Source organism: Halocatena salina (assembly GCF_023115355.1).
Classification (GTDB): Archaea; Halobacteriota; Halobacteria; order Halobacteriales; family Haloarculaceae; genus Halocatena; species Halocatena salina.
In genome coordinates this window covers 673,991-699,896 of sequence record NZ_CP096019.1, presented here as the reverse complement: position 1 = coordinate 699,896, position 25,906 = coordinate 673,991, and the positions used below count along the sequence as shown (strand labels likewise).

Below are 25,906 nucleotides of genomic sequence, written 5' to 3'. Positions count from 1 at the left end.
GAATGCGTAGACGAACACGAGAACGGACACTGTGATTCCGAGGCGTCGGTCGTCGGAACGAGCCGGAAGTACGAACTCCAACACACACATATCGGAAAACATAGATAAAACGATCACGGTCAAGCACCGCCGGCCTCGTTACCAAGCTATCAGTTCATCTTAGAAGAGACGGAGAGACGGCACGTTCGCCGTTACAACCATCCGTATGAAACACGACTTCAGAATCACTTATTCCATCGTCTCTCCATCGTATCTACATGCTCCTCATCGGCAGCGACGACGGAGTGTATCGCACCCGGATCGACGGTCCGTCAAAACCGACACGGGTCCTTTCGTCCGGTCGAGTGATGCGCCTCCGACAGTTCGGAGACGGTGTGGGGCTGTTCGCGGCCACGAAAACCGGACTGTACCGGTCGATGGATGGCTCCGAGTGGACGGATCTCGACGTTCCTCATGCCGAGACGTACGCCGTCTGCGTCGATGCCGACGGCACGCAGTTGTACGTCGGAACGAGTCCTGCCCACATATACACGGCACCGATCGAAGCGCTCGACGGAACGGCCACAATCCCTTGGACCGAGCTGAACGGATTTCTGGATATACCTTCGCGTGAGGCGTGGCGACTTCCCCGTCACGACGATCGTGCTCACGTCCGAGATCTTCACACTGATCCCGCCAGTCCGAACCGAATCGTCGCGGCCATCGAGGTGGGCGGCGTACACGTCAGCGACGACGGTGGAGCTACCTGGACACAACGATCGAACGGAGTCGACAACGATGTCCACGAACTCCGTGTCGTCGGTCCGGCGGAGTATCTCGCTGCGACTGGCCACGGACTCTTCCGGACGCGTGACGCCGGCCAAACGTGGAAGCGACTCGATCAATCCGTTCCCCAGTCGTATTTCAGATGTGTGTTCGCCCTTGGGGACGCCGTCTATGCGGCTGGTGCGCTGTCGAACTCCTCGACGTGGAACGATCCAGACACCGATCCGGCGATGTTCTCCTGTTCACAAAGCGGCTCACTCGACACGATCCCGATCCCGCCGGCAGACGAAACTGTCACTGGTATGACTGCTGTCGACGGCGATCTCCTCATCGCAACGCACACCGGTCGCCTGTTCGTCCACCGTGGCTCGTGGCGTGACCTGGGCGATTTCCCCGTTCATGGACCGCTTACTGGACGGTACACACCGATCTGTTCCTTCAACTGATCTTGATTAATTCACAATATGTGGAGTAGTGTTTATATGTGTCCGGTAAGTTAGACGTGGCAAGGGACAGCATCCTGGGATAGTGTGGATGTATCGACGGATGCATTCGGTATCGATACGAGCTCGACTGAATCAATATGTCCCTTGTAATAGATGATATTATGACATTAACGGATATATCGTTGTCACGGCGAACGGTTCTGAAAACGATCGGTGGATCAATCGGCACTATCGCTGTGGGATCAGCCAGCGCAACACCAGTCAGTGCCCAAACCGAACGGGCGGTGGTCCTCACAGTCAAGGGAACGGCAGACATCGACATCGAACGGACCACCGAAATCGATGCCGACGCGTCGATGACTGTTGACGCTGACAACGAGATCGGTGTGAAACTCCATCCGACGGCGGACATCGACGTCAATCCTGCGGTCAGTGGAACTTTCGAGGTCACACTCAGGAACGTCGAAGTGGTCACGACCACGATCGGTGTCTCAGCAATGGCTGAGATTCGCGTGCGTGCTGAGACGCAGTTGAATGTGCTGGCCCGTTCGAGGGCGTCGGGTGTCCTCTTCGTAGAATCGCATGCGACAGCTGCTATCTCTGCCGAACCACACGCAGCCGTCGATGTGGTCACCGAACCCGGTGGCGATGTCACGGCAGACACCGCCCCAACCGCCGACGTGGATACCATCACGGTGACGGAGATCGGTCCCGCTGGCTGACGCTCCAAACCAAGGTGGTTCCGGGACTGCTTGGATAGTCCGTTATCGATACTATCGGATCGGTACACCGGATCGACTACTCGATCACGAAGCCGCTGCTCTCTCCCGATTCATGCCACTCGATCTCGAACTCGAGACTCAGTTCCGGATCACCGTCACCCGTTTCGCGCTCAACCTCCATTTCGAACGTCGCTTGCTCTGGAACCTCCAACGTCACCGACTCCCCTCCGTTGGACAACGTGATCGCCTCTCCTGACTCTAGTTTGTCAGCGATCGAACGTAGATGTGACGCGATTTCTGTTTTCCTCTGACGGCGCTCGGTGCTGAACAACGTTTCTTCCATGTTCTCCCATGGTCACGTCAACATATAAATTAGTCGGTAGCCTAGAACAGACAAAACAAGCGATATATTTAGTACTGTCTGTTTAGTAACCTTGCAGTTAGTTGTCATCGTAATATCGAAGGAGTGGGAACCACACTCACTCAACGCGGGTGAATGATCGACCGACACGCTTATGCTGCTGAATCGGTAATATCCGGAAGTATACAGTCATGCACGATTTGACCGGTTTCCAACGGGATCTACTGTACGTCATTGCTGGCAGCGACGATCCACACGGACTAGCGATTAAAGACGAACTCGAAGAGTACTACGAAAAGGAGATCCACCACGGTCGATTATATCCGAATTTAGATACGTTAGTGGAGAAAGGGTTGGTCGAAAAGGGTCAGCGCGACCGGCGGACGAACTACTACACGCTCACGCGTCGTGGCCAGCGCGAGATCGACGCCCGTAACGACTGGGAAGCACAATACATCAGTCTCGAAGTCGAGGCGTAACTAGTATCGATCGTGTCCATCGGGGGTGGTCGGTGCTCGTGCGACCGTTCGTCCGACATCGCTCCACACGACGAAACGGGGGTTATTCTTCTGAGTTGGTGATCGCATTGTTTCGATTACCACGGCGACGGACGTTCATTTGCTATTCTTCGCGGCGAGCCCCATCGTGGGCTTTCTCCTCGAATCTGTGTAGTACTCGCTAAATCTGTAGGATCGGCCGACCCAATGGGCACCTCCTTCCCGATGAGAGCGAAGGCTCTACGATTTTACGCCGGTGACACACAGGTTTTTGTAATCGATGACCCCTGATAGACGGGGGTGGCATACGGTCGATAGTTCACAAACTACTATACTGGCCGGTTCAAACCCCGAGGTACACATGAGTCAGTCGTACGATCGGGGGCTCGTCGAGAACTTCGGGCGGTGGACGGAGTTCTCTGCCGGGATGTGGGCATGGGTGTTCCACAAGTTCACCGGTTGGGTCCTCATCGGCTACCTGTTCACGCATATCGCCGTACTCAGCACCGCTATCGAGGGCGCATCGATGTACAACGGAACGCTCCAAGGGCTTGAAGCTCTGCTCATCGTCCGGTTTATGGAAGTGGGACTGTTGGCGGTAGCCGTGTTCCACATACTCAACGGCGTTCGGCTGTTGTTCGTTGATCTCGGGTTGGGGCTGGACGCACAGGACAAGAGCTTCTACGCGTCGTTGATCCTCACGGGCGCGATCGCCGTCGCAAGCATCCCGACGTTCCTCGGAGGTGCGTTCTGAGATGGCCGAACATTACACGTCTTTCTCGCGGGACGACACGCGATGGTTGCTCCAGCGAGTGACGGCGGTGTTTCTCGTAGGTGTGTTGGCGTTTCACTTCATGCTGTTGCACTTCGTGCACCACGCGTACGAGATCACCCTCGCGGGCACCACTGCGCGGATGAGTCAGCCGGGGTATTTCGTGACGATGGTGTCGTTTCTGATCGCTGGGACGTTCCACGGCGTCAACGGCGTGTACAACGCTCTCGTCAATCAGGGCATCGAGGGAACGCCCCGGACGATCGTCAAGTACGGACTTATCATCGTGAGCCTCCTACTCATCGCCCAAGGAATCCGTGTTGCGTGGGTGATGACTGGCGGACAACTCGTTTGAACCATGAGCACACACGTTTCAGAATCCGAATCCGAAGCACAAGCTGGGACTGACCAACAGACGACCGACAGACCGGCGGCCCAACAACGCCGCCTTGAGAAAAAGCGCGCGCGCAACGAGCAGCGGGATCAGGCTAGCGATTCGACCGAAACGGACGGACAGACGGTCCATCTGAAGGTGTTCCGATACGATCCCGAGGTCAAGGACAAACAGGAGCCGCGGTTCGACGACTTCCACGTTCCCTCTAAAAAGGGGATGACTGTGCTAGATGGGCTTATTTACTCGCGCGACCATTACGATTCGTCGCTCACGTTCCGCCATTCCTGTCGGCAGGCGATCTGTGGCTCGGACGCTCTGTTCATCAATGGCTCACAGCGATTGGGCTGTCAGACACAGATCGACGACCTCGACCAGCCGGTGCGCGTCGAACCGCTACCCCATCAGGAGGTGGTAAAAGATCTCGTCGTCGACATGGAACATTTCTACGACCAGATGGACACGGTCGAACCCTACTTCCAGGAAGAGGATCTTCCATCAGGTCTCGAAGAACAGCGCCAAGACCGCGAAAACAGGGAGAAGATCAAGATGAGCACGCGCTGTATCTGGTGTGGTGCGTGTATGTCGTCCTGTAACATCGCGGCCGGAGGCAACTATCTCGGTCCGGCGGCGATCAACAAAGCCTACCGCTTCGTGATGGACGAACGCGAAGGCGAGGATCTCAAACAACAACGACTCGAAACGATCGAGGAAGAACAAGGGGTGTGGCGGTGTCAAACTCAGTTCTCCTGTACGAACGTCTGTCCGAAAGACATCCCACTCACGGAGCACATTCAGGAACTCAAACGCGAAGCCGTGAAAAGCAACCTCAAGTTCTGGTAATTCAGACTGATACAGTCAAACACAACTATGACATTATACGAACACGATGTGATCGTCGTCGGTGCGGGTGGTGCTGGACTGCGGGCGGCGATCGCTGCCAACGAAGAGGGTGCGGACGTGGCATTGGTGACGAAGTTACATCCCGTTCGGAGCCACACGGGCGCGGCGGAGGGTGGCATCAATGCGGCGCTCCGTGACGGTGACTCGTGGGAGGACCACGCCTATGACACGATGAAGGGGTCGGACTATCTCGGGGACGCTCCGGCGGTCGAAACGCTCTGTCAGGACAGTCCCGAGGAGACGATCCAACTCGAACACTGGGGGATGGCATTCTCGCGTGAAGATGACGGACGGGTATCCCAACGTCCGTTCGGCGGGCTGTCGTTCCCGCGGACGACGTACGCGGGCGCAGAGACCGGCCACCATCTCCTGCATACGATGTACGAGCAGGTGGTGAAACGCGGGATCCAGGTGTACGACGAGCAGTACGTGATGGATCTGGCGGTGACGGACCATGAAGACCCCGAGGACCGGGTGTGTCAGGGCTGTATCGGTTACGACATCAAGACGGGGCAACTGAACGGCTTCATCGCTAACAATGGCGTCGTCATCGCGACCGGTGGTCCCGGGCAGATGTACGCCCACACGACTAACGCGGTCGCACAGACGGGCGACGGACAGGCGATGGCCTACCGGGCGGGAGTACCCCTCCAAGACATGGAGTTCGTGCAGTTCCATCCCACGACGCTTCCCTCGACAGGCGTGTTGATCAGTGAGGGCGTTCGGGGCGAAGGTGGGATCCTGTACAACAGCAACGGCGAACGGTTCATGTTTGAGTATGGGTACGCCAACAACGACGGCGAACTCGCCAGCCGTGACGTCGTCGCACGTGCAGAGGTGACCGAGGTCAACGAGGGTCGTGGATACGAGAACGACGCAGTCCACCTCGACATGCGCCATTTGGGCGAAGAGCGAATCACCGACCGGTTGGAAAACATCATCCACCTCGCAACCGACTTCGAAGGCGTCGACCCGCTCGAAGAGCCGATGCCAGTCAAACCGGGGCAACACTACGCGATGGGCGGTATCGAGACCGACGAGAACGGTGAGACCTGCATCGATGGACTGTACGCCGCGGGGGAGTGTGCCTGTGTGAGCGTTCACGGTGCGAACCGGCTCGGTGGCAACGCGCTACCCGAACTCATCGTGTTCGGCGCGCGTGCGGGCCGTCACGCCGCCAGCGAGGACGGGGCCGACGCACAGATCGAGACTGGTTCTTCCGCACGGACCGAGACCGCCGACGTCGACGTACCAACCGAACTCGGTCGCGTCGAAACGGGGAGCGAGGACGCTGTCGCTGACGGCGGCGAGCTACACAGTGGATCGCCCAAAGAGGTCGTCAACCGCGCGCTCGAACGACAACAAGAGCGCGTCGAGACCCTGATGGAGACGGATGGGATCAACCACGCCGACGTTCGGTCCGATCTCCAAGAGACGATGACGGAAAACGTGAACGTCTTCCGCAACGAAGCGGGTCTCAAACAGGCCCTCAAGGATATCCGGGCGTGTCGGGAACGGTACCAAGAGGTGGGTGTGAGCGATCCGTCTCGCACGTTCAACACCGATCTCATGCACACCATCGAGACGCGCAACCTCATCGACCAAGCTGAAGTTCTCACGCTCGGCGCGCTCGCACGAACCGAGTTCCGTGGCGCACACTGGCGCCAAAGCCACCAGGAACGCAAAGACGAAGAGTGGCTCAAACACACGATGGTCGCGTGGAACGATGGCGCTCCGGAACTGTACTACACGGACGTGATTCTCGAAGGAGAGTCGAAGGAGTACGAACCGAAAGTGCGGAGCTACTGATCGCTTGAAGCGAGTAGCACAGAACAGTAGGCATATCCCGGCGGGGGTCCCGAATCCCGGTATGCAGGTAATCATCCTCGCAGCAGGAGAGGGGACGCGGATGCGTCCGTTGACCCACTCGACTCCCAAACCGATGTTACCCGTCGGCGACCGGCCGCTCGTGGCACACACCGCAGACGCAGCCATCGACGCTGGTGCCGACGAACTGGTGTTCGTCGTGGGCTATGAGGGAGACACCGTCAAATCGTATTTCGGCGACCGTTACGGTGGCGTTCCAATCAAATATTCCACCCAAGACGAACAGCTCGGCACCGCCCACGCCGTTCGAGCCGCAAAAGAGCACATCACCGGGCCGTTTGCGGTGCTCAACGGCGATGACCTGTACGATCAGGACAGCATGGCCGAACTGTTCTCGGGCGGTCCAGCGGTCGCCTCCGTCCGGGTCGACAATCCGAGCGACTACGGTGTGCTCTCGATGGAAGAGGAGTACATCACGGAAATCGTCGAAAAACCCACGGAGCCACCCAGCAATCTCGTGAACGCAGGCGCGTACGTTTTCCCCGCCGACGCACGCGAGTGGCTCGACGTTCCCAAAAGCGAGCGTGGTGAACACGAACTCACGGACGTCCTGGCTCGCGTCATCGACCACCAGAACGTTCGAGCGGTCGAGCTCGACAGGTGGCTCGGCGTGGGTCGGCCGTGGGAACTCCTCGAAGCGAACGAGTGGAAACTCGACGGACTCGAGCGAAACGTCGCTGGCGAAGTCCACGAGCGCGCAGAGCTTCGGGGCGCCGTGGTCGTGGAGGAGGGCGCAACGATCGACGCCGGAACTGTTATCGAAGGACCAGCGTTGATTCGATCGGGGGCGAGCGTCGGACCCAACACCTACGTTCGCGGTGCGACCCGGATCGGAACCGATTGCCACGTTGGAAACGGCGTCGAGATCAAAAACAGCGTTCTCATGCACGATACAAACGTGCCACACCTCTCGTATGTGGGCGATAGTCTCCTCGGACCACACGTGAATCTCGGTGCCGGCACACAGGTCGCAAACCTCCGCCACGACGGGACAGCCATCGAACAAACAGTCAAAGGCGAACGCGTGTCGACCGGTCGTCGAAAGTACGGAATCGTCGCGGGTGATGGCGCTAAAACTGGTGTTAACACCTCACTCTCGCCGGGCGTCGTCCTCGCGCCTGGTACCACTACCCTCCCCGGTGAACAGGTCCATCGGGACCCATAGCCCCACTCAATCGGATTGACCGGGATTCGTCTCCGTCGCCTCGATCCACTGTTTCCCCCACTGTTCGATCGCATCGAACACCGGGCACAACGACGCGCCTTTCTCGGTCAGGCTGTAGTACGTCGCAACGGGAGCGTCCTCTTCGAGGCGACGGGTAACGAAGCCCATCTCCTGGAGGTCATCGAGAACACGAGAGAGAGTGCGCGAGTTCGCTTCGGTCGATCGCTTCAACTCGTTGAACCGCTTTTCATCCCCTTGGAGATCGTGTAGTACGATCAGCCGCCATTCCGAGCCGATCTGTTTCAACGATTTGGCAACGTAGCACATGCCATCGCTGAGCTGCTCTTTTGATCCGTGATGCGCATCGGCCCGTTCCATCGATCTACTCGCACTATCGTTCAGACGCGTATGTAGGTTCGGATTCGAACCTGATTTCGAGATACAACTGGTCGGCTGGAACGTGGTGGCTCTCCCGGAGGGTCTCACTCGTCCGTTGATCCTGAATACGTTTTCAGCGAGACGATCGACTCGTCTTCGACGGTGAACACGTCGACGAATTCGAACCACGCTTCCCCGTCGGCGTGGATGAGTTCACCACGGACGGCGATCGCGTGTTCGTTTCGGAACACGTCGGTGATCTCGTGGGTGGTATCGGTTTCCGGCCGTTGGTCACGCATGAACCGGACGAATGCCTCCCGTCCGTCGATCGTTCGGTCCGGACGGTCGTGAGTGAATTCGGGGGCGAGCAGCGTGGAGAGTGTCTCGTACTCCTCTTCGTCGATAGCGCGATAGTACGCACGAGCGAGCGCGTCCATACCGCACCCAAAGCACGGTGACAGTAAGAAAACCGTGGTCGGTCGGTTTTTAGCGATGGATCGACCAGTATCAGTGTGGAGATTCACGTCCGATACGAGGGTGACGACGATCCTGAGAAATGTAGCGCCCGCAAACTCGCACGCTTCGATCTCGCAGAACTACACCGTTCCGCGGGTGCGACACCACCAGGAATCGTTCTGAATCCCTTCGCAAATCAAGCGCTCTCTCCAGCCGACGCGGACCATACAGCGCTGGTCGCGCTCGACTGTTCGTGGGAGACGGCCGAAAAGGAGGCGTTCGAGCTACAAGGCCCCCACCGAGCGCTCCCGTTTCTGGTCGCCGCCAATCCCGTGAACTACGGCCGACCGTTCCAACTCAACACCGTCGAGGCGTTCGCCGGCGCGCTGTGCATCCTCGGCGAACGCGAACACGCGGAGCGACTGCTCTCTAAGTTCCGGTGGGGGCACACGTTCCTCGAACTGAACGAGGAACCCCTGTCACGGTACGCCGCGTGTGCCGACTCCGAGGCAGTGGTCGATGTCCAAGCGGAGTACCTCGGCGAAGAATCGGTGTGATCCTCGAATCGATAGCTGTCGACGGTCTCAGACCGCGCGGTTCTCTTTGGCCTTCGTTCTGAGGTTCTTATAGCCGCATTTCCGACAGCTGGTGGCACGCTTTGGATTGCGCGCGTTACAACGCATACAGATCTGCTTGTCGAGGAGTCGATCCTCGGCCTCGGGGAAACTAGCCATGTTCGTTCTGAATCGAGTCGGCTACTTAGGATTTCCGAGACCGACCGCATCCGTATCCTGATCGAAATCAGTTCGTGGGAGGGCCGAACAGTGCCAGCAAGGGATGTCGACGTGTCGTCTACTGCTTAGCACTCCGACCGGTCGGAGGCGTCTTCGGCATCGTCACTGACATTATCTACTGATCCGTCCGAATCGGACTGGTCGGTGTCGTCCGTATCCGTGGGTGATTCAGTAGCGGTATCGTCACCGGTACTATCACTATCGTCTACCGATTCGTCCGAATCGGACTGGTCGGTCTCATCAGGGGTCGATTCGGTCGAGTCGTCCGTGGAGTCGCCTTCATCAGCTGAGTCGTCCGAATCGGACTGTTCAGTCTCATCAGGGGTCGATTCGGTCGAGTCGTCGTCCTCTGGGGTCTCCGTCGGTCCGTCGTCGGTCTCCGAATCGTTTTCGTCGGTCGAGTCGTCTTCTGAGACGCTAACGGACAGATCGTATGGAGCCTCCTCATCGAACGATCCAATGCCTTCCTCCTCAGGGGAGATCCAAACGAAATACGTTCCACTCGTGTTCGCCGTGTGAGTGAACGAATCCGAGTAATCCCATTCCACGACGTGATCATTGACGAAACGGTCTGGAGACTCATCGCTTGCGTTCGGGTGAAGAAGCTGGGCGTTCACCAGAACGGAGTCACTGTGGTTGGCTGTCACGTTGATCGTCTCGCCTTTTTCGAGATCGATCGCGTACGTGTCCAGATCGGGACCACTCATCACCGCCGAGACTGTCTCGCCGGACTCGATCGACGTAGCCGTTGCTGGCCGTTCGTTCGGATCGTGTTCGTCGAGTCGCTGGGTCTCAACCGTGAGATCGTAATCGGTGATGTTCGTCCCCTTTGCCCGAACGTAGTACGTGCCCGACTGTTCGGCAATCGTCCCACCTGCCGCCTGCATGGGGGCACCAGCGGTTGGTCGATACGCTGGACCCATCCCGTCGTGCGGATAGTCGTTCACATTCTCGCCGGACGGTCCGAAGATGTCCAGTCGTGCAGACGTGTTTTGGTCGAGGGTCGTATCGTTTTCGCCGAGATCGAGGTGTACCCAAATCCGCTCACCAGCTTCTACGTCGAACGCATACCAGTCGGTGTCGTTCGATTCGAGTGCGCCGGTTTCGGTGCTGTTGGGAGCCATCTCCGTGGCGGTCTCACGGCTGTCGTCGTTGTCCCCCTCGTCGGCAGCCAACACACCTGTCGCCATCGCACCAGCTCCTACGATGGAGATGATCAACACTGCGATTACTACACCGGTCGTTACTCTTTTCCTAATCATCCTTTCATGATTCATCGAGCGCTACCGCCGACAGAGGGTCGACACTAGCGCTATCGAACCATATAGTAGTGTACGCATATTTATGATAAGTCTTGTGGCCAACAGACATGTCTATACGATAATAATAAGTTTTGTGGCCGTGGGAGCGAACGGGAACCGCCGGGATCGAGCGGCTGAAGTGCTCTCGGCTACAATCGTTCTCGATGAGCGATCCCAGCCCTAGCTCCGACTCCCGTTCGGATTCCGTCGCGGATTCCTCGCCGCTTTCTCCCGATCGACCGGATCTAAACCGGCGGTTTCGGGTCGATGCGCCGTTCGAGCCGGCAGGCGATCAGCCCTCAGCTATCGAACAGCTCGTGGAGGGGTATCAGAACGGTGCGACAGAGCAGACGTTGCTGGGTGTAACCGGATCTGGTAAGACCAACACAGTTGCATGGGCAATCGAGGAGGTCCAGAAGCCGACGCTGGTGATCGCACACAACAAGACGCTTGCGGCCCAGCTGTACGACGAATTTCGAACGCTGTTTCCAGACAACGCCGTCGAGTACTTCGTGTCGTATTATGATTACTACCAACCGGAAGCGTACGTAGAGCAAAGCGATACGTACATCGACAAGGACGCTTCGATCAACGATGAGATCGATCGGCTACGCCATTCTGCGACGCGCTCGTTGCTCACCAGAGACGACGTGATCGTGGTGGCGTCGGTGTCGGCCATCTACGGACTGGGTGATCCGGGGAACTACGAGGAAATGTCGCTCCGGCTCGAAACTGGTCAACGGATCGATCGCGACGAACTGCTGGGTGCGCTCGTAGATCTCAATTACGAGCGCAACGACGTTGAGTTCACACAGGGGACGTTCCGCGTGCGGGGCGACACCGTGGAGGTGTTCCCGATGTACGGCCGGTACGCCGTCAGGATCGAGTTCTGGGGCGAGGAGATCGACCGGATGCAGAAGATCGACGTGGTCGAGGGCCAATCGAAAGGCGAACAGCGGGCGGTGCTCGTTCACCCGGCGGAACACTACTCGATCCCCGAACAACGCGTCGAGCGAGCGATCGGAGAGATCGAGGAGCTCCTCGAGGAACGCATCTCGTATTTCGAACGGGAAGGTGATCTGGTCGCCGCCCAGCGCATCGAAGAACGCACCACGTTCGATCTCGAAATGCTCAGGGAAGCGGGGTACTGCTCGGGAATCGAGAACTACTCCGTGCATCTGAGTGACCGCGGGTCCGGCGATCCTCCGTACACCCTGCTCGATTATTTCCCGGATGACTTTCTCACCGTCGTCGATGAATCCCACCAGACGCTACCCCAGATCCGTGGCCAGTTGGCAGGCGATAAATCCCGGAAAGAGTCGCTCGTCAACAACGGGTTTCGGCTTCCGACGGCCTACGACAACCGCCCGCTGTCGTTCGAGGAGTTCGAAGCGCGCACGAGTGACACGCTGTACGTCAGCGCAACGCCCGGAGAGTACGAGCGCGACCACTCCGATCAGATCGTCGAGCAGATCGTCCGTCCTACCCATCTCGTGGATCCCGGCATCGAAATCGCATCGACAGAGGGCCAGATCGACGATCTCCTCAACCGCATCGACGACCGAATCGAGAACGACGAACGGGTGTTGGTGACGACGCTGACAAAGCGGATGGCTGAGGATCTCACCGAATATCTCGATGAGGCTGGCGTTGCGGTCGAGTACATGCACGACGAGACCGACACGCTCGAACGACACGAACTCGTCCGGGGGCTGCGCCTCGGTGAGTTCGACGTACTCGTCGGGATCAATCTGTTGCGGGAGGGACTCGACATTCCGGAGGTGTCGCTCGTGGCGATCCTCGACGCCGATCAGGAGGGCTTTCTGCGGTCGACGACCACGCTCGTCCAAACGATGGGCCGGGCGGCCCGCAACGTCAACGGCACCGTCGTGTTGTATGCCGACGAAACGACCGACGCGATGGAAGCGGCAATCGAGGAGACCAAGCGTCGGCGCGAGATCCAACAACAGTACAACGCAGACCACGGCTACACGCCCGAAACGATCCAAAAGGAGGTCGGGGAAACGACGCTGCCCGGCAGCGAAACCGACACGAGCAGCGTGGCGGGCGTCGAACCCGACTCGCCCGCCGAAGCCGAACAGTACATCGAGGATCTCGAACGACGGATGGACGAAGCCGCGAGTAACCTTGAGTTCGAACTGGCCGCGGACATTCGGGATCGAATTCGGGAGATCCAGGACGCCTACGAACTGGACGAAGAGGGAATCGCGCCAGAAACCGAGGAGTTCTGAGACGATCGGTGTTCTCTATATCGGCCGCCACCGCACTGCCGTCAAGGGGTGAAGCGGGTTCGCTCCGATCACATCGTATTCGACAGCCGTCACCGAAAGGTCTGGATGCTCGGACAACACAGACACGAGATCCGTGTTATAGTCGTTGGCCGTCGCGTACCGCTGACGGAGCAGTCCGAGGAGCGTATCGGGGTGGGGGCCGGTTTCTTCGAGGTGAACGCCGCCGATGATGTCGTCGGCCGCTGCGCGTGCTGCGAGTCGATCGATCACCGGTTCAACGTCGTCGATCGTCGTGAGTGCGCCTCGCGTAAACACGACAGTGGGACCCTCTTCCGGAAGAAGGTCCCACTCGCCGTAAAAATCGAACGGTTCTGTCGAGATCCGGTCCGTGTCGCTGTACAGTTCACGTGCCAGGGTAACGCCGTGCTGGCTCACCTCACCGCCGACCACGGTCACACCGGGGAATTCCTCGGCAATCACGCCGAACGTCGCCCCCCAGCCACAACCGAGATCAACGACGGTTTCACCACCGGTAAGTATCGGATAGAGAGCGTCTCGGACGGCGTCCCGTTCTCGTCCGAGCAGTTCTGTTGTGGTGGCGAGATAGAGACGTTCCTCGACCGAGATGACATCCGGATTCCCACGCCCTCGTGATTTGATTTCGTTCGAAAACGTTTTTCGTGAAACTGGCTGTTCGCGGTATTGTTCGAGCAGATAGGCGTAGATGTCGTCATACGTCGCAATCTCTGTGTACGCCCCGGGTGTGCTCGGTGGATCACGAGATGGATCCAGGAGGGAGATAGCCCACGCAGAGTGTCGCGGAAGGTCATCGAGCGCTACCGGCTCCATGGTCGGCCCTCTGTCGCTGCGTCGTTATCAGTCGGTTCAACACGCACTAGTGGTAGTTGCATCGCTCCCACCTTCCGCTAAGAAAACGACAGCATTCGGTATGGATCGAGCCCATAAGACAGTTTCAGTATAGCACTCCTCGGTGGAACGCCCTTCGTGGCTCACGGTATCGGGGATCCACATCCCCATCCCTATACTTCCAATAGGGTATTCCAATATGGCTACACCGAAACGGTCACGTCAGAGCGTGTCCTCGGCGTTTTCGAGCGGGTCGATGGACCAGCGATCACGTCGAGCGATGTCGCTACGATTCTGGGCTGCTCGACGGAGGCCGCGCGCCGAAAACTCAAACGTCTCCACGAAAACGGGATGATCCGCCGTCGGAAGACGGGACGAACGGTACTCTGGTGGCGGGTCGATGAGTCTGCGAACGATCTCGAAATCACTACTGTCAATCCAAACGATCCGTTTTTCAGCCGCGAGACGTATTCAAGCGACACACCGGCAGACATCTCCGAACGGATCGATGATGTGCTCTACGGAGATCCCCACGAATGAATGATATTTCTGCGGAGTCAGTCATCGTCGATACGGGTGGCTTTTACGCTGCGTTCGTCGAGACGGATTCCCACCATGAGGAGGCGAACGCTCTCTTTGAGGAAATCCGGTCGGATAGAACCTTCCACCGTGTGTTCACGAGTCGGTACATACTCTCAGAATTTGCGACTACCATGCTCTATTCGGTCGGTCACAGGAAAGTGGTCGACGCACTGACGATGATTCTCGAATCCGAGACGTTCAACCTGCTACCAGTGGGTCACACAGAGTTTATGACTGCGTGGGAATGGTTTCAGCGGTACGACGATCAGGACATCTCCTTTGTGGATCATTCAACCGCCGTTCTTGCCCGCAAATACGACGTGGAACACGTCTTCGGGTTCGACAACGACTTTGAGACGCTGGGGTTCACGCTCGTTCCCTTTGATCGGTACTGAGTGGGCTTTGAGCGTCAGTACGACGTCCGTTCAAAATGATGAACACCACGCGACATTACACCGGGTCTTCCTCACCTGAACCGATCGCTTCGATCGAATCGAGATCGAGCAGCTCGCGCGTTTCCGGATCGAGCAGCTGGCTTTCCAACCTTTGAACGTCAGTTCGAACGTCGCTGCCCGAGAGCTGCGTTCCGTAGCGACCGAGCAGCGACGTGAGTTCCTGAGGGAGGACGAACGCGTTCGAACCGTTCTGGCCGATCTCCCCAAGCGTTTCCAATCCTGTATCGATAATCGCGCGTTCGCCCATCGACTCGGCTGCTCTCGCACCGAGCACTGTCGACACGGCGTTGCCTTGGGCTTGGAGTATCCGGGCCAGTTTGTCACCCTCTGCGTGGATGACGTTCGCTCGTTTGTCTCCCTCTGCGCGCTCGATGGCGCTCACGCGCTCACCCTGTGCTTCGAGGATCATCGCCCGGCGGCGTCGTTCCGCAGATGATTGTTGTTCCATCGCGCTCACGACGTCCGGTGTGGGTTCCACCACCCGTACCTCGACGGCCTCGATCCGCACGCCCCACTCGTCGGTCGGCTCGTGGAGTTCGGACCCGATGCGTTCGTTGATATCCTCGCGCCGTGAGAGCGTCTCGTCGAGCTCCATATCCCCGAGCACCGCCCGAAGCGTCGTCTGTGCCAGCAGCGACGTGGCCCGGCGGTAATCGTCTACTTCGAGAAACGCCTTCTTCGCGTCCATCACCCGAATGTACACGACGGCGTCGGCCGTGACCGGCGAATTATCCCGCGTGATCGCCTCCTGTGGGGGAACGTCAAGCGTCTGTGTCCGGAGATCGAACCGATACGTTCGGGAAACGAACGGCGCGACGAAATGCAGCCCGGGACCGAGCAGCCCCCGATATTCGCCGAACACCGAAAGCGCTCGCTTCTCGTAGGCCCTGACGATCTCTACGGCACTCGCTACCCCCGCGATGACGACCCCAAGCACCACCAGCCCAACGGTAAACACGGGATCGATGGCCGACAGCGCGAACACGCCCGCGAGCACGAAGAGCGCGATGAAATACGCCGTAAACTGACGAAGCGTCCATCGTGCCGTCAGCTGCTCCAATCTGTACAACGGGCTGTCCATATGATAACATACCTCGAGAAAGGATTAAGCGTTTCGTGGATCGACTGATAGCAGTATCTTACAGCCGTTGATCGATCGTTTCCGCCGTTCGTTTTCCGACGCCGGGGACGCTTTCGAGTTCCGTGAGCGAGGCGGTCCGGACGCTGTCGATCGATCCGAACCGGCGAAGCAGGTTCGTTCGGGTTTTCGGTCCGACGCCGGGAACGTCGTCCAGAACGGTTTGGATATCGTCGCGCAGCGTTTGGTGGTACTGGACGGCAAAGCGATGGGCCTCATCACGAACGCGCTGGAGTAAGTGGAGCTGTGGCGCGTCACTGGCCCAGTCGAACGTCCGGTCGGGGGTGATGACCGTTTCCTCCGCTTTTGCGAGCGCGACACACGGGATCTCCAACTCCCATTCCGAGAGTGCGTGCTGGGCGGCATCAAGCTGTCCCGAGCCGCCGTCGATGAGCAACAGATCCGGATCGGGACGGTCATCTCGTTTTGTCCGGGCGCGCTCAGCCCGCCAGTCGATCAGTTCGCGCATGTTCGCGTAATCGTCGTTTCGGTCGGTGAGTTTTTTCCGGCGGTAAGCGGACGTTTCGGGTTGGCCATCGACGAACGTGACGTTGCTGCCGACGACGGCCCGTCCGTGGGCGTGGCTCACGTCGAATCCCTCGATACGATCGATCGAATCCAGATCGAGCGCCTGGGAGAGCAACGCCCCCTCGTCGGTGTGGTCGTCCCCTCGCCGGGCGTTTTTCAGTGCGAGCTCGACCAGCCTCGCTTCCCGGCCGGCTCCGGGGACCGTCACCGTGACACCTTCGGTCTCCAACCAGCTGGTAACGTCGTCGTCAGTCGGTCGCTCGGGCAGCAACAGCGTATCGGGTAGACGGCGCTCGGCGTAGTATTGGGGAATGAACGCGCTCAACACGGCTGCACTCTCGCTGGTGTGCTCGGTAGCAGATGAATCGACGCCAGCCCCGGAGAGACTGTGGCGCTCGCGGTCGACGAGCTTGCCGTTCTCGCTGTGGAGGCGAGCGACGGTCGCCATCGATCCCTGGATTGCGACGCCGAGTACGTCGATGGTCCGATCCTCGCGTGTGGTGACGGCCTCGCCGCCCTCGCCGTGAAACGCCTCGACAGCGTGGAGTCGGTCCCGGAGATTCGCGGCGCGCTCGAACTGCTGGGCGTTACTCGCGGTGTCCATGGCGCGTTCGAGCGGATCGGCGAGCACGCCCGTTTCTCCCTCAAAAAAGCGTTTGACTGACTCGACATCTTCTAAATACGCCGCTTGAGAGATCTCACCCGTACACGGGGCGGTACAGAGACCGATGTCGTGGTCGAGACAGGGCCGATCTCGATTTGCGTACTTGTGATCCGAACAGCCACGGACACCGTACAGCTCCCGAACAGCCTTCACCACAGTTTCGACCCGGCCTTTGTCGGTGTACGGTCCGTACACAGTCGCCGCCTCGTCCGGATCTCGGGTGATCTCGACGCGGGGAACGGAGTGATCGGTCAGCTGCACCAGCGGATACGACTTGTCGTCTTTCAACCGGACGTTGTACGCGGGTTGGTGGCGCTTGATGAGGTTCGCCTCCAGCAACAGCGCTTGGGTTTCGGTGTCCGTCACTGCAACAGACACGGTGTCGGCGCGCTCGATCATCCGACGGATCCGTGCGGATCGCGGATCGGCGTAGGATCGAACGCGGTCGCGCAACGCTACCGCTTTCCCCACGTACAACACTACCCTCTCTTCATCGAGGAACTGGTACACGCCCGGCTCGCAGGGTAGTTCACGAGCACGATCACGAACGGCCGTGCTATCCATCACTATCCCATACCGGTCGTGGAACTTTGAAGGTGACGAGTGGTAAATCGCGTCAGTTCGGTGGCTACAAATCATAGCGTCCGGAACAGCGTGTATGGCTGACGACGTTCGCCTGTGGATGGTCGAGCGATCGTACGACACGCGAAACCTCATCACTGTCGTGTACGCGACCACCGACGGCGACCGCTATCACCGAAAGGAACTCTCCGCGACCATGCTTTCTCGCACGGACGTGACGGCGGCGGTCGAACTTCCGCGTGAAAACCTCGAATCAGTCGACGACGAACAGCGTCGCCAGCGGTATGCCACGGAGGCAACGCGGATGGCCGAAACCCATGCACCCGATGAAGCGGTCTGAGATCGAACCGTACAGGACGAAGCCGAACCTACCGACCACATGCCCGATTACGGTAAGATCGACAGGGGGTTTTTCGAGACGTACATCCACCCGAATCTCGGTGCCGACCGTGAAGATGTCCGGCTCGGTCCGACCCCGGGCGTGGATTTCGGCGTCATCGACGTGAACGACACCGCGCTCGTCGTGGCAACTGATCCGATATCGATCCTCCCCGCTCTTGGTTTCGAGCGTGCGGCCCGGTTCGCCCTTGACATCGTGCTGGCCGACGTGGCCGTCAGTGGCTTTGCCCCCCGATTCCTTTCGATCTCGTTCACGCTCCCGCCCTCGATGACTGATGAGGAGTTCGGGATGCTCTGGAATGCTATCGACGACACCGCGACGAAGCTCGGTGTAAGCATCGTCACAGGTCACACCGCCCGGTATGATGGCTGTGGGTATCCATGGATCGGCAGTGCAACCGCCTTCGCGGTCGGGGATCACGATGACCTCATCAGACCGGACGGCACACAACCGGGCGATCGGGTGATCGTCACGACCGGACCAGCGGTCGAAGCCGTCGGACTGCTCACGACGCTGTTCGGAGATCGCATGTCGCTTCCCGAGGACACCATCACCACTGCCAAACGCCGGCTCTCCGAAACGAATACGGTCCGGGATGCGCTCACTGCTAGCGAGCTACCGGTGACGGCGATACACGACGTGACTGAAGGTGGACTTCAAGGAGCGTTGACCGAACTTGCGGCCAGCGCCGGGTTGCGATTGGAGATCGACAGCGCGACGGTGCCGACGAAACCTGCCGTCGATGACGTGTGTTCGTATCTGGATATCGAACCGTGGCACGCAACCAGCTCCGGAACACTCCTCATCACGGCACCGAAACAGCACGCCGACAGCGTCGTTACCGCGCTCCATGACCGGGGTACAGACGCCGCTGTCGTCGGAACAGCCCACACTGGCAGGGGTGTGTACGTCGATGGAACACGAGTCGAACACCCAGAGACAGATCCGTCGTGGGCGGTGTACGCCGAATACGCAACCAATACGTGATTATTATTCACTGTATAAATAATGTATATTATAATTATTGCAGTTAAATCTGTTATTTCGACACGATAAAATCGCCGTTTGAGGCTACTGGGAGTATTATACATCCACAGGACGAACGAAGAGTGTGGTTGGCATGGCACCACAGACCGGAACGAACGATGGCCGTGGTAGCCTTGTGACGTCGGTCGTGCGGAGAAACATCGGGACACACGAGTCGAACCAACCGACACGCGACACGTGTCACTGTCGGAGCCGGGCCTCCGGATTCCTGTTGCACGTCGGTCTCGCATACCCATCCGATTCGTGTGTCGGCGAGTGGGTCAGGATGAGGACGACGGCATCGAATCGTGGGTCGGTCAAATCGCCTGTCGGAACGCTCCGGCCATCACACCGGAGCGGGATACCACTAGCGTAGCTGTCATAAGTGTCAGAGGAAAGATAATACGAATACAATCGGCGGTAGCTTGGGTACGTCATCACGGAAGTCGCGGAGGTTTTTCCTCCGCACTTTTACGCTTTCTACGAATTCATACAGCGGGTGTTCTATATGGCAATATATTGTTACGAACTGGGTTTTCACGATCGGAAGCTCCGAAACCGCCGAAGATCCTATTGTAATAAGGAAAGAAACTCGTCGGATTCTCTACCGACATAGTTGTTCGACCGAGGGAGCGGGACGTTCAAAACGAGAGAACAAGTTGCGTTGTAGACAAGCAAATGTCCTACCTTGTGGTAGAAAGTCAAGGGAATCTCGCCGTAAACGGCGAGGGGGGATGTCACTCACGCCGCTTCAGTCGGGGCATCGGAGGGTTCGGAATCCGTTTCAGTGTCACTCCCATCGTCGGTGGGTTCGGTTCCGGCTTGCCGTTGGGATTCTTGGGGTGGGTTCAGCCCGTGGTCGTCATCGGCAGTGACGAGGAGGGATACTTCTTGACCGTGTTCGAACGACGCAGGAGGATTTCGGATACGGAACAGATACACGTCGTCGCCAGCATTTACCACACTCGCGCGGTGCGTTCGGCCGTCGATCATCGATTGGACCGTAGTGAGCCGTTCGTTGAGTGCAGCCAGAGAGGCACCGATCGAAGTGGTTCCGCCGTCAGTCGCGCTCGATTCGGCTGTCGTGTCGGAGGGTGCGGGTGGTGGCATCGGCGTAGCGGGTTGTTCCGTCGGTTCGGACTGTGGCACCGGATCCTGAATCTGTTCATGGACCGTCTCAGCGTTGATACCTTCCGCGGCGAGATCGGGTTCACTGTACTGGGGGAGCGGTATCGTCGGGCCGTGCTCGCTCAACAGGGGTTCCTCGTACCGATCACTCACCCGGTTTCGGATCCGGTGTTCGGTGTCGGGATCGACCTCCGCAGGAGCGACCCATCGAGCGCCGTCGAAGAGCGTGTACACCAGATCATCCTCGATGCACCAGACGAAACTGTCACAGGAAGGACCCCCACGGTCGGCCGCCGCGTTACGATCCGCAACCACCACCTGTACCGGGGTGAAGGCGTCGATGACTGTACTCAGTGTGTCGTGCGTGGGAAGGTTACGCCATGGAAGCGACTGTACCATACACCGTGACGCCGACATCGGCGTGGCTTCCCCGTGTGTGAGCCGAACCACTACTGCATCGGGATCGTCGGACAGTTCCTCGAACAGCCGCCCGGATAAGCCCTGAACGGGCGTGGTAGGCGTCGCAACCGCGATCGATCCAGACCCGAGCGCCTCCACCCGATCTTCGGGATGAATCGTGACGTTCGGTGCCGAATAGCCGAACTCCTCCCACAAAGTCGCGATCCGACCGAGGATGGTGACCGAACGCGACTGTTCGAGTCGGCCCAATAACCCGGCGACGTGAAGCCCCGTCGGCTCGTCGGCGGTGACGAGCACCGTCGAACCGGTGTTGGCGCGCTCACAGATGATCGAACACGCCTCAGTAAGTGCGGGTTGTACCGGCTGGTCTACGGCGTCCGTGACGATCATCGCGTCGATCTCCACGTCGAGATCGAGTGACACACCGGGATAGCCACCGGCCTGTCGAACGGTGTACTCATCAGCAACGAACAACGTCCGGTAGCGCTTCCCATCGACGATCTCGAACAGGAATCCCGCAGCACCGGGGGCGTGACCCACCGGGACCGGGTGCAGTTGTACCCCGTTTACGAACTGGTGCCACCCATCGACGACGACCATCTGTTCGAGGATGGTCTCGGGTTGATCGACAGTACGTGCGTGTGGTCCCGTGAGTGCTGTCGCTATGATCTGGGCCGTCTGATGAGTCGCATAGATCGGCACGTCATCACGCGCATTCTCACCGAGTGTACAGTAACACTCCGGATGGGCGTTGTTGATGATGATACCGGCGAGATGCTCTCCCCGCGACTCGTCGAGGAGATCGTCGATATCGACGCCACGTCCGGAGTTTACGAGCAAACACGCGATTCGATCTGAACAAACCCCTTCGAATCGTAATAAAAACGATTCACCCCCTGTATCGGGATTTGCACGCTGGTAGTGCATCCTCATATATGGGTGATACCGGCTAAAAATATATAACTATGATTCATGGATATTTTGAAAATCAGGATGTATTTGTGGAATGTATAGCAAATAAATTGAGATAGATGGTTATAATACTAATTTCATTCACTCGTATGGAATATCGTGGTCTGAGAGAAACGAGACGAACTCCGATTCGTCGAGCACGGTGGTGTCATGTTCCTCGGCGCTTTCGAGTTTGTTCGTTCCGGGATTGTCCCCGGCGACGAGGTAATCGGTCGTTCCGGAGACGCTCGTCGTGGCGTTGGCCCCATAGCGTTCGACGAGGTCCTGAGCCTCACTTCTCGTGAACTGATCCAGCGATCCGGTGAACACGATCGTCAGTCCGTCGAGCACCGTGTCGGTCGGCGCTTTGATCGGTCGTGGATCGACCCCGCGATCGCGGAGTTTTTCGAGGACGGCTACGTTCCGATCGTTGTCAAAGAATCCCCGGATCTCGGCGGCGACGGTCGGGCCAACGTCTGGCACTGACTGTAGTTCGGTCTCCGTTGCGTCTACGAGTTCGTCTAAGGAATCGAACTCCTGTGCGAGCGCGCGTGCCGTCGTCGCGCCGACCTCGGGGATCCCGAGTGCGGTGAGAAACTCGTCTAGGGGGGGTTCCTTGGAGGCTTCGAGTTCCTCGATGACGTTCTGGGCGCTTTTTTCGCCCCAGCCGTCGAGTCGAGCGAGATCCGACTGTCTGAGATCGTATAGATCCGGGATCGATTCGACGAGCCCCGTGTCGATGAGTTGATCGAGACGCTGCTCACCCACACCTTCGATGTCCAACCCGCCCCGACTCGCGTAATGTTCCACCGACCGTTTGCGCTGCATCGGACAGGTCAATCCGCCCGTACAAAAGGCGAGCGGTCCCTCCTGCTCGACGGGACTGTCACAGACGGGACAGGAGGTCGGAAACGTGAACGAGGTGTCGGTGTCGTGGTCGGTGACTTCGCTCACGTACGGAATGACGTCGCCCGCCCGCTCGATGCGAACCCGATCACCCACGTCGACGCCGAGTTCCTCGATCTGGTCGGGGTTGTGAAGGCTCGCTCGGGAAACCGTCACGCCTGCGACTTCGACAGGATCGAGAAGCGTAACAGGGGTGAGTCGACCGGTGCGGCCCACTTGGACGACGATGTCTCGAACTGTCGTTTCCTCGGTACGGACAGGAAGCTTGTAGGCGAAAGCCCACCGCGGTGCGCGTGCGGTCCGTCCGAGCCGATCACAGCGCTGTCGGTCGTTCACCGAGATCACGACGCCGTCGACTTCGTAGTCGAGAGCTTCCCGAACCGACACCAGTTCCTCACGGTAGTCGATAGCGGTCTCGATGTCATCGACTACCGCCGTCCTATCGTTCACTTTCAGCCCCCAGTCGGGCAGCGTTTCGTGGATCTCCCAGTTGGTATCGAACGAGCGTGAACTATCGAGCACGTCGAAGAAAAAGCAATCGAGCGGGCGCTCTGCGGTCACACTAGGATCGAGTTGGCGAAGCGTTCCTGCTGCGGCGTTTCGAGGGTTTGCAAACGGTTCATCGCCTCGTTCGATGCGCTCGCGATTGTGTGCTTGAAACGCGTCTCGGGGCATGAATACCTCGCCGCGGACGGCCAACTGCTCGGGAACGTCGCCTCGCAAGACGAGCGGTACTGAAGCGATGGTACGGACGTTTTCGGTCACGTCTTCACCGGTTTCGCCGTCGCCACGGGTCGCTGCTCGCGTGTACTGGCCGTCTTCGTACACGATCTCGATCGACAGTCCATCAAACTTCGGTTCACACACGTACTCGACGGGATCGTCGGCGTACGCGTCCAGAGATGCCTGCTCGGTCTCGGATGACAGTCCAAGATCGGCGTGAACCCGACGGTCGAACTCCCGAACGTCGTCGATATCGCCGCTCGAATCGATGGATAGCATCGGCTCTACGTGGTCGACCGTCCCCAGTTCGTCGAGCGGCGATCCACCGACGCGCTGAGTGGGGCTGTTCGTCGTATCCAGATCGAACGCTTCTTCTAAGGTCTGTAGCCGCGAGAACAACGCATCATAGGTCCGATCGGGGATCTCCGGGTCTGCGTCGACGTAGTACTGTCGGTCGTGGTACCTGATCGCCTCCCGGAGCTGTTCGGCTTGAGTGGTCGCTGTCGCTTCCGTGAGCGAATCGACCGGCTCAAACTCCGTCTCCGGATCACCGATGTAAGGGTTGTCCGGACGTTCGTGGTGCGTGTGGCTCATTGCTCGCTGTAGTAGGAGCCACGGCATAAAAGCAGGCAAAGGAGTGGTCCGTATCTCTCGGTGAGGCGGTCATCTCAATACACTATGGGTTCGTGTCGGTAACATTATAGTCGTTGGCGGCCGAAACGGGAGTATGGTTCACAGTTGCAGAAACTGTAAACGGACGTTCGCCACGAAACTCGAACTTGAACTCCACCGGGATACGTGTACTGACGCACAACTGTTCTGTGAGTGCTGTGGCGAACGCTTTCCGGAACGACGGGCAACGAAAGATGGATGGCACTACGAATGTCCAACTGAAGACTGTTCAGGTGCGGGAATCGACGACGATCTCCACCGTGTACGGGACGCGATCTCCGTTATGCAATAATCCATTCTCCTAACAAGTACACCCTCGGAACTCATAGGGTTCATCACCGCCGGGTGCCGAGTCCGGCTCAGTTCGTGGTCATCGTCATCGGGCATCTTGTCCGGGCAACCGCTCGTTCGTGCCACGCTCAGATATCCACTGGCCACCGATAAGTTGTTTGGACGTTGGTTCGCCTGTCGGATTCTATATCTCAACCGATGAGGAAAGATTGTTGTGCTGTTGTTACGCACATCAGTGAAAGGCGATGGTGGTGGATTCGAGCGATTTCGACGCGTCTGAAACCCACGATGGGAGCGTAGATGACGCGTTGGACGCTGAATCCCGAGAATACGGGTTCGTTTGGGCGACTGATGATCCCGAAACGTCCGATCGGAACACGGCCCCAGCCGACGACGCGGCGTCGGCTGATCCACTCGCCGAGGCAACCCCAGGTGACCAGTTCGAATGGGCTAGCCCCACCGAACGACGAACGGAGGGATCGCTCTACGACGATCATGACGCGTCTCGTAATTCGGAGTCGGAAAACTCTATGATCGGTGACAACGCTACCAAGGAAACTGTCCACGCCCAGTCTGTTGCTAGATTTACAGGAGATGAAGATTCCACATCAGAGCCGGAGAACGACGGCGGTACCACCGTCGTTTCGGAATCATCTAGACGCAGTGACGACACCGACTCTCCCGAAAACGTCGTTATCGACCCGATCGATTATCCAGTGGACGAGCTTCGCACGATCGCGGACTGTGTGGATACGAGTGTCGTCTCATCACGATCGGAGTCGGAAATATACGGGTTCGTGTGGTCCGAACCACCGGAACAACACCGAACCCACGTCGAGGATCCAACCGCAGAACAGCGTGATCGGTTGCTCACGATCGCAGGCATCGATCCCGAACAGATCGGAGAGAAACCGTATCTCACGACACTATCAACCGATGACGCCGAAACGTTCCTCACCGACTGGCTGGAGTTTCTCACGTGCGAAGCAGGTACGCAAGGAGCGATCGACGCGCTCGACCGCTACCGAGAGATCGGCTGGATGACTGAACCAGTAGCTGAACAGCTCAAAGAACGGCTTCGGTGGATCGATCACCGGGACGGAAACGGTTTCGAAACGCTTGATCGAGGCGATCATCTCCTCAACTTCGCCTACGTCGCCAAAATTGCCTCGCTCAGTACCGAAGGAATGGTTTTCTACTGAGATGCTCCGTAAAGTACCCCGGGGATACGCCCCGCGGCTTCCGTTTTGACCGCACGTCTAAAACGGAGCGTGCGGTCGCAGGCGAATGTAATTCCTCCCGTGCTTCCCGTGATGGGTTGCATGGAATTAACACTCGAACACCCGCGTTATGTCCGTGGAAGTCGGCGGCTTCGCCAGAACGAAGTTCTGGCTGATCAGCCGAGCGAATCTCGGCCACTCCACCACCGCCCGACAGTACCTGTCTCACCACGCCGAAGGCGTGGGTGTTGAGAGGCACCGCA

General features: G+C 58.5%; 27 protein-coding genes. 16 read left to right on the top strand and 11 right to left on the bottom strand.

Features of this window, described 5'->3' with window-relative positions:
* Positions 1–257 precede the first annotated feature (257 nt).
* Together MW046_RS03525 and MW046_RS03520 are read left to right on the top strand one after the other, a co-directional pair.
* Positions 258–1,211: a WD40/YVTN/BNR-like repeat-containing protein gene (locus MW046_RS03525; RefSeq protein WP_247994187.1), complete on the top strand. Its 954-nt coding sequence runs from the start codon at positions 258–260 to the stop codon at positions 1,209–1,211.
* A 182-nt stretch (positions 1,212–1,393) separates the two neighbouring features.
* On the top strand, positions 1,394–1,933 hold the full coding sequence (locus MW046_RS03520; RefSeq protein ID WP_247994186.1) for a hypothetical protein: 540 nt from the start codon (positions 1,394–1,396) through the stop codon (positions 1,931–1,933).
* 76 nt (positions 1,934–2,009) lie between these two features.
* On the opposite strand, the gene MW046_RS03515 is transcribed toward MW046_RS03520, so the two are convergent.
* Positions 2,010–2,276 carry an amphi-Trp domain-containing protein gene (locus MW046_RS03515; protein WP_247994185.1) on the bottom strand — a complete coding sequence of 89 codons (267 nt, stop codon included), beginning with the start codon at positions 2,274–2,276 and terminating at the stop codon, positions 2,010–2,012.
* Between the two features lie 209 nt (positions 2,277–2,485).
* On the opposite strand from MW046_RS03515, the gene MW046_RS03510 reads away from it, so the two are divergent.
* The 6 genes from MW046_RS03510 to glmU all read left to right on the top strand — a co-directional run bounded on the left by MW046_RS03510 (position 2,486) and on the right by glmU (position 7,909).
* Entirely contained in the window at positions 2,486–2,773 is a 288-nt protein-coding gene (locus MW046_RS03510; RefSeq protein WP_124955723.1) for a PadR family transcriptional regulator, read from the top strand.
* Positions 2,774–3,152: 379 nt separating this feature from the next.
* The gene (sdhC, locus tag MW046_RS03505; RefSeq protein WP_124955724.1) at positions 3,153–3,545 is read left to right on the top strand and encodes a succinate dehydrogenase, cytochrome b556 subunit; all 393 of its coding nucleotides are present in this window, start codon (positions 3,153–3,155) and stop codon (positions 3,543–3,545) included.
* Between the two features lies 1 nt (position 3,546).
* Entirely contained in the window at positions 3,547–3,918 is a 372-nt protein-coding gene (locus MW046_RS03500) for a succinate dehydrogenase hydrophobic membrane anchor subunit (RefSeq protein ID WP_247994184.1), read from the top strand.
* A 3-nt stretch (positions 3,919–3,921) separates the two neighbouring features.
* The gene (locus MW046_RS03495; RefSeq protein ID WP_247994183.1) at positions 3,922–4,797 is read left to right on the top strand and encodes a succinate dehydrogenase/fumarate reductase iron-sulfur subunit; all 876 of its coding nucleotides are present in this window, start codon (positions 3,922–3,924) and stop codon (positions 4,795–4,797) included.
* Positions 4,798–4,824: 27 nt separating this feature from the next.
* A complete protein-coding gene (locus tag MW046_RS03490; RefSeq protein ID WP_247994182.1) occupies positions 4,825–6,666 on the top strand; it encodes an FAD-binding protein in 1,842 nt (613 codons plus the stop codon).
* Positions 6,667–6,727: 61 nt separating this feature from the next.
* Positions 6,728–7,909 (top strand): bifunctional sugar-1-phosphate nucleotidylyltransferase/acetyltransferase, encoded by a 1,182-nt coding sequence (glmU, locus tag MW046_RS03485; protein ID WP_247994181.1) that lies wholly within the window; start codon positions 6,728–6,730, stop codon positions 7,907–7,909.
* Between the two features lie 6 nt (positions 7,910–7,915).
* Here the strand turns inward: glmU and MW046_RS03480 are convergent, their stop codons facing one another.
* Positions 7,916–8,236 carry a winged helix-turn-helix transcriptional regulator gene (locus MW046_RS03480; RefSeq protein WP_247994801.1) on the bottom strand — a complete coding sequence of 107 codons (321 nt, stop codon included), beginning with the start codon at positions 8,234–8,236 and terminating at the stop codon, positions 7,916–7,918.
* A 155-nt stretch (positions 8,237–8,391) separates the two neighbouring features.
* On the bottom strand, positions 8,392–8,724 hold the full coding sequence (locus MW046_RS03475; protein ID WP_247994180.1) for a nuclear transport factor 2 family protein: 333 nt from the start codon (positions 8,722–8,724) through the stop codon (positions 8,392–8,394).
* A gap of 75 nt (positions 8,725–8,799) precedes the next feature.
* On the opposite strand from MW046_RS03475, the gene MW046_RS03470 reads away from it, so the two are divergent.
* The gene (locus MW046_RS03470; protein WP_247994179.1) at positions 8,800–9,300 is read left to right on the top strand and encodes a DUF367 family protein; all 501 of its coding nucleotides are present in this window, start codon (positions 8,800–8,802) and stop codon (positions 9,298–9,300) included.
* A gap of 27 nt (positions 9,301–9,327) precedes the next feature.
* Here MW046_RS03470 and MW046_RS03465 read toward each other — a convergent pair whose 3' ends face one another.
* A complete protein-coding gene (locus MW046_RS03465) occupies positions 9,328–9,477 on the bottom strand; it encodes a 50S ribosomal protein L40e (RefSeq protein ID WP_124955733.1) in 150 nt (49 codons plus the stop codon).
* A gap of 125 nt (positions 9,478–9,602) precedes the next feature.
* Positions 9,603–10,727, bottom strand: a complete 1,125-nt coding sequence (locus MW046_RS03460) for a pre-peptidase C-terminal domain-containing protein (RefSeq protein WP_247994178.1) — start codon at positions 10,725–10,727, stop codon at positions 9,603–9,605.
* Between the two features lie 275 nt (positions 10,728–11,002).
* On the opposite strand from MW046_RS03460, the gene uvrB reads away from it, so the two are divergent.
* Entirely contained in the window at positions 11,003–13,090 is a 2,088-nt protein-coding gene (uvrB, locus tag MW046_RS03455; RefSeq protein WP_247994177.1) for an excinuclease ABC subunit UvrB, read from the top strand.
* 15 nt (positions 13,091–13,105) lie between these two features.
* On the opposite strand, the gene MW046_RS03450 is transcribed toward uvrB, so the two are convergent.
* The gene (locus tag MW046_RS03450; RefSeq protein ID WP_247994176.1) at positions 13,106–13,939 is read right to left on the bottom strand and encodes a class I SAM-dependent methyltransferase; all 834 of its coding nucleotides are present in this window, start codon (positions 13,937–13,939) and stop codon (positions 13,106–13,108) included.
* 156 nt (positions 13,940–14,095) lie between these two features.
* Between MW046_RS03450 and MW046_RS03445 the strand changes: the two genes are divergently transcribed.
* Both MW046_RS03445 and MW046_RS03440 read left to right on the top strand, forming a co-directional pair.
* Positions 14,096–14,497: a FaeA/PapI family transcriptional regulator gene (locus tag MW046_RS03445; protein WP_247994175.1), complete on the top strand. Its 402-nt coding sequence runs from the start codon at positions 14,096–14,098 to the stop codon at positions 14,495–14,497.
* Positions 14,494–14,934: a type II toxin-antitoxin system VapC family toxin gene (locus MW046_RS03440; RefSeq protein WP_247994174.1), complete on the top strand. Its 441-nt coding sequence runs from the start codon at positions 14,494–14,496 to the stop codon at positions 14,932–14,934. Before MW046_RS03445 ends, MW046_RS03440 begins: the two co-directional genes overlap by 4 nt.
* A gap of 55 nt (positions 14,935–14,989) precedes the next feature.
* On the opposite strand, the gene MW046_RS03435 is transcribed toward MW046_RS03440, so the two are convergent.
* Both MW046_RS03435 and MW046_RS03430 read right to left on the bottom strand, forming a co-directional pair.
* Positions 14,990–16,075, bottom strand: a complete 1,086-nt coding sequence (locus MW046_RS03435; RefSeq protein WP_247994173.1) for an SPFH domain-containing protein — start codon at positions 16,073–16,075, stop codon at positions 14,990–14,992.
* A gap of 58 nt (positions 16,076–16,133) precedes the next feature.
* Positions 16,134–17,888: an excinuclease ABC subunit C gene (locus MW046_RS03430; RefSeq protein ID WP_247994172.1), complete on the bottom strand. Its 1,755-nt coding sequence runs from the start codon at positions 17,886–17,888 to the stop codon at positions 16,134–16,136.
* 94 nt (positions 17,889–17,982) lie between these two features.
* On the opposite strand from MW046_RS03430, the gene MW046_RS03425 reads away from it, so the two are divergent.
* Positions 17,983–18,246 carry a DUF7967 family protein gene (locus MW046_RS03425; RefSeq protein WP_247994171.1) on the top strand — a complete coding sequence of 88 codons (264 nt, stop codon included), beginning with the start codon at positions 17,983–17,985 and terminating at the stop codon, positions 18,244–18,246.
* Positions 18,247–18,285: 39 nt separating this feature from the next.
* Entirely contained in the window at positions 18,286–19,293 is a 1,008-nt protein-coding gene (locus tag MW046_RS03420; RefSeq protein ID WP_247994170.1) for an AIR synthase family protein, read from the top strand.
* A gap of 240 nt (positions 19,294–19,533) precedes the next feature.
* Here MW046_RS03420 and MW046_RS03415 read toward each other — a convergent pair whose 3' ends face one another.
* The 3 genes from MW046_RS03415 to ligA all read right to left on the bottom strand — a co-directional run bounded on the left by MW046_RS03415 (position 19,534) and on the right by ligA (position 24,054).
* Entirely contained in the window at positions 19,534–19,770 is a 237-nt protein-coding gene (locus MW046_RS03415; protein ID WP_247994169.1) for a hypothetical protein, read from the bottom strand.
* Between the two features lie 303 nt (positions 19,771–20,073).
* A complete protein-coding gene (locus MW046_RS03410; RefSeq protein ID WP_247994168.1) occupies positions 20,074–21,807 on the bottom strand; it encodes an MBL fold metallo-hydrolase in 1,734 nt (577 codons plus the stop codon).
* A gap of 126 nt (positions 21,808–21,933) precedes the next feature.
* Positions 21,934–24,054 carry an NAD-dependent DNA ligase LigA gene (ligA, locus tag MW046_RS03405; protein WP_247994167.1) on the bottom strand — a complete coding sequence of 707 codons (2,121 nt, stop codon included), beginning with the start codon at positions 24,052–24,054 and terminating at the stop codon, positions 21,934–21,936.
* 133 nt (positions 24,055–24,187) lie between these two features.
* Here ligA and MW046_RS03400 point away from each other — a divergent pair, with 133 nt between their 5' ends.
* Positions 24,188–24,424 carry a transcriptional regulator gene (locus MW046_RS03400; RefSeq protein ID WP_247994166.1) on the top strand — a complete coding sequence of 79 codons (237 nt, stop codon included), beginning with the start codon at positions 24,188–24,190 and terminating at the stop codon, positions 24,422–24,424.
* Between the two features lie 244 nt (positions 24,425–24,668).
* On the top strand, positions 24,669–25,625 hold the full coding sequence (locus MW046_RS03395; RefSeq protein ID WP_247994165.1) for a FlaD/FlaE family flagellar protein: 957 nt from the start codon (positions 24,669–24,671) through the stop codon (positions 25,623–25,625).
* The last annotated feature ends 281 nt before the right edge of the window (positions 25,626–25,906 follow it).